This is a genomic window from Deinococcus pimensis DSM 21231, from assembly GCF_000519345.1.
Taxonomy (GTDB): Bacteria; Deinococcota; Deinococci; order Deinococcales; family Deinococcaceae; genus Deinococcus_A; species Deinococcus_A pimensis.
Map to the genome: position 1 here is coordinate 153,362 of NZ_KI912637.1, position 3,698 is coordinate 157,059.

The 3,698-nt window shown below is 71.5% G+C and carries 4 protein-coding genes; 3 read left to right on the forward strand and 1 reads right to left on the reverse strand.

The genetic code is table 11. The features are described from left to right. Nucleotides 1-56: 56 nt before the first annotated feature. Together DEIPI_RS0109550 and DEIPI_RS0109555 are read left to right on the forward strand one after the other, a co-directional pair. On the forward strand, nucleotides 57-1,178 hold the full coding sequence (locus DEIPI_RS0109550) for a carbohydrate ABC transporter permease (RefSeq protein WP_027481633.1): 1,122 nt from the start codon (nucleotides 57-59) through the stop codon (nucleotides 1,176-1,178). After that, entirely contained in the window at nucleotides 1,175-2,038 is an 864-nt protein-coding gene (locus DEIPI_RS0109555; protein ID WP_027481634.1) for a carbohydrate ABC transporter permease, read from the forward strand. Before DEIPI_RS0109550 ends, DEIPI_RS0109555 begins: the two co-directional genes overlap by 4 nt. A 61-nt stretch (nucleotides 2,039-2,099) precedes the next feature. Here the strand turns inward: DEIPI_RS0109555 and DEIPI_RS29925 are convergent, their stop codons facing one another. Next, nucleotides 2,100-2,492: a DUF4397 domain-containing protein gene (locus DEIPI_RS29925; protein WP_045233988.1), complete on the reverse strand. Its 393-nt coding sequence runs from the start codon at nucleotides 2,490-2,492 to the stop codon at nucleotides 2,100-2,102. A 789-nt stretch (nucleotides 2,493-3,281) separates the two neighbouring features. On the opposite strand from DEIPI_RS29925, the gene DEIPI_RS41330 reads away from it, so the two are divergent. Beyond that, nucleotides 3,282-3,533 (forward strand): DMT family transporter, encoded by a 252-nt coding sequence (locus DEIPI_RS41330; protein WP_245588537.1) that lies wholly within the window; start codon nucleotides 3,282-3,284, stop codon nucleotides 3,531-3,533. The last annotated feature ends 165 nt before the right edge of the window (nucleotides 3,534-3,698 follow it).

Sequence of the window (3,698 nt, forward strand, 5' to 3'; positions counted from 1 at the left end):
GTCCCGCGCGCGCGAGGCGCCGCCCGACTGCCGCCCGGCCAGAGCGGAGGTGAAGCGTGCGCCGCGTGAACCGCGATCAGCTCACGGCCCTCGCGGTGCTCGCGCCGAGCCTCGTGCTGCTCGCCATCTTCGTGTACGGCTTCATCGCCCGCACGGCCTACACCTCCCTCACCGACTGGGGCCGCGACCCCTCCCAGGCGCTCGCCGCGAACCCGGTCATCCGCTACATCGGCTTCGCCAACTACAAGGACCTCTTCACGGGCTTCCTCGACGCGCGCTTCCGGCAGGACCTCGTGAGCGCGCTGTTCTTCACGGTGTTCTTCCTCGCCGGGTGCCTGCTGATCGGGCTGCTGCTCGCGCTGATGCTCGACCGCAACCCGCGCGGCGAGGGCTTCTTCCGCACCGTGTTCCTGTTCCCGATGAGCCTGTCGTTCATCGTGACGGGCACCATCTGGGCGTGGATGCTGCAGCCGTCGGGCGGCGTGAACCGCCTTTCGCCCCTCGTGGGGCTCCCCGCCGGGCAGTTCGAGTGGCTCACGTCCCGCACGAGCATCTGGCAGTTCGACTGGAACCGCCTGCCGCTCGTGACGGCGCTCGTCGTGGCGGCCGTGCTGGTGTGGGTCGCGGTGACCGCGTACCGCGAGGGGGCCCGCACGCGCGGTCACGTCGCGGTCGCCTGCGCGGCCCTGCTGGCCCTGTGGGCCCTCACGGGCGGCGTCACCGTGAAGCTCCTGCCGTACCCGGAGCCGCACGGCTTCAACCTCGCGTTCGTCGGGATCATCCTCGCGGCGGTCTGGCAGATGGCGGGCTACACGATGGCCCTGTACCTCGCGGGCCTGCGCGGCATCCCCGAGGAGCTGCGCGAGGCCGCCCGCGTGGACGGCGCGAGCGAACGGCAGGTGTACACCCGCGTGATCTTCCCGCTGCTCGCGCCCATCACGCTGTCCGCGATGATCATCCTGGGGCACATCAGCCTCAAGATCTTCGACCTCGTGTTCGCGATGGCCGGGCCCGACAACACGCAGACGGACGTGCCGGCCCTCCTGATGTACATCACCGCCTTCCGCGGCAACCAGTTCGCGAAGGGCGCCGCCATCGGCGTGGTGCTGCTCGTCATGGTCGCCGCCGTGATCGTGCCGTACCTCGCGTCCACCTTCCGCAGGGAGGCGAGAACGTGACGACCCTTCCCACCACGACCGCCCCGAGCGCCGCGCGGCCCCGCCGCCTCGACTTCACGCGGGCGCTGCTGTACCTCGGGCTGCTCGTCGCGACGCTGTTCTTCCTGCTGCCCGTGTACCTGCTGGTCGTCACGGCCCTCAAGGACCCGTCGGTCATCTCGCTCGACACGACGTGGCAGCTGCCGCCCGCGTGGCACTGGTCGAGCTTCGCGGACGCCTGGGCGAAGGTGTCGGGCGGGCTGCGCAACAGCCTGGAGCTCACGCTGCTCGCGACCGCCATCAGCGCCGTGATGGGCAGCCTCAACGGGTACGTGCTGAGCAAGTACAGCTTCCGCGGCGCGAACCTGCTGTTCGCGCTGATGCTGTTCGGGATGTTCATCCCGTACCAGTCGGTGCTGATCCCGCTCTTCCAGTTCGTGAAGAGCATCGGTCTGTACGGCACCATCTGGGGGCTCGTGCTGACGCACGTCGTGTACGGCCTGCCGATCACGACGCTGATCTTCCGCAACTACTACGGCGAGGTGCCCGACGCGCTCGTGGAGGCCGCCCGCATCGACGGCGCGGGCTTCTGGGGCATCTACAGCCGCATCATCTTCCCGCTGAGCGTGCCGGGCTTCGTCGTCGTGATCATCTGGCAGTTCACGCAGGCCTGGAACGAGTTCCTGTTCGGCGTGACCCTCACGAATCCCGCGAGCCAGCCCATCACGGTGGCGCTCGCGCAGCTCGCGGGCGGGCAGGCGGTGAGCTGGAACCTGCCGATGGCGGGCGCGATCCTCACGGCCATCCCGACGCTGCTGGTGTACGTGCTGCTGGGCCGCTACTTCGTGCGGGGCCTGCTGGCCGGGTCCGTGAAGGGGTAGGGGAGGGACGAGGGAGACACCCGGGAGGTCATGACCTCCCGGGTGTCTCCCTCGTCTCCGTTCAGTCGGCGCTGGCCTTCTCCGCCTTGAGGGTGGGCTCGCCGTTCCCGTCGAAGGAGAACGTCATCGCGCGCTCCTGCCCGCCGACGAACTCCATCGTCTTGCGCAGCACCGCGCGGCTCATTCCGTCGCCCGCGCGGGTCACGACGACCTCGTGCCGCCCGGCGGGCACGCTGTTCGCGAAGGACGTGCGGGTGCCGGGGAAGAGGTTCCTCACGACGAGCTTCCCGCCGACGTACACGTCCACGAGACCCACCTGGCCGGTCGCGTTGACGAAGATGACGTCCGTGCTCGGGGTCAGGTCCCGGGCGGAGGCGACGCCCAGCGTGACGGGCACGGCGAGCGTGAGGGCGGCGAGGGTGGCGCGGACGGCGGTCATGGTCTTCGTGTTCATGCTGATCTCCTTCAGGGGCCGCCGGGCGCATCCCGGCGGGCATGACCACAGGGTGCCAGGAGCGCGTCCGGGGCGAATCCACCGGGAGTTGACGTCGAGCGCGACGAAAGTCGCAGGGCGTGGGTAGGCGAAACGGCCTGCCCGCGCCCGCTATCCTGTCCGCGTGATCGCCCGCGCGTACGCCCTCGTCCTGCTGACCGTCCTCGTCTGGGGCGGCAACGTCGTCCTCCTCAAGGTGCTGCTCGCGCACCTGAGCGCCGGGGCGGTGAACGCGGGCCGCTTCCTCGTGGCGGGCGCGGCGCTCCTCGCGCTCGCCGCCGCGCGTGGCGGCTGGCCCCGCTGGGACGCCCGCACCTGGGCGGCGGTCCTGGGCGTCGGGCTCGTCGGGAACAGCGTCTTCCAGACGTTCTTCCTGGAGGGCATCGCGCGGTCCCCGGCGGGCATCTCCAGCCTCGTGAACGGCGTCGTGCCGGTCGTCGTGGCGATCCTCTCGCCGCTGCTGGGCCTCACCGTCACGCGACGTCAGGGCGCGGGCGTCGCCGTGTCCCTCGCGGGCATGCTGGGCCTCGTGATCGCGGCGCGCACGCCCGGCGCGCCCGTCAACCTCGTCGGCGTCGGGCTGCTGCTGCTCGCGGCGGTCACGTGGGCCGCGTACACCCTCGCGAACCGCCCGCTCGCCGCGCGCGTCGGCACGCTGCCCTTCGTCGCGTTCTCCCTCGCCGGGGGCGGCCTGCCGTACGTGCTGCTGCACCTGCGCGACCTGGCACCCCGGCGCGGCCCTCCCCCGCCGTGTGGGCCGGGGTCGTCACGAGCGCGCTGCTCGCGAACGTCTTCGCGTACCTCGCCTGGGCGAACGGCGTCCGCGTCCTCGGCGCGGCCCGCACGAGCGTCTGGAACAACCTCGCGCCCGTCGTGGGCATCGCGCTGGGTGTGCTGATCCTCCACGAACGCTTTCCCGCGCCGCTGTGGCTCGCCGTCGGCGTGATCCTCGCCGGGGTGCTCCTCACGAACTGGCCCGCGCGGGAAGCGCGGGCCGCCTGAGCTCCCTCAGCGGGGTCAGACGAAGAAGGAGGGCGGCCCACGTCGGGCCGCCCTCCCCCGGACGGCAGGGTCAGCCGATGTGGCCGCCGTGACGCTGGAGCACGTCCACGACCGTCTCGGTCGCGACGCCGCTGTCCTCCACCGCCACGAGCACGCCGCCGCGCT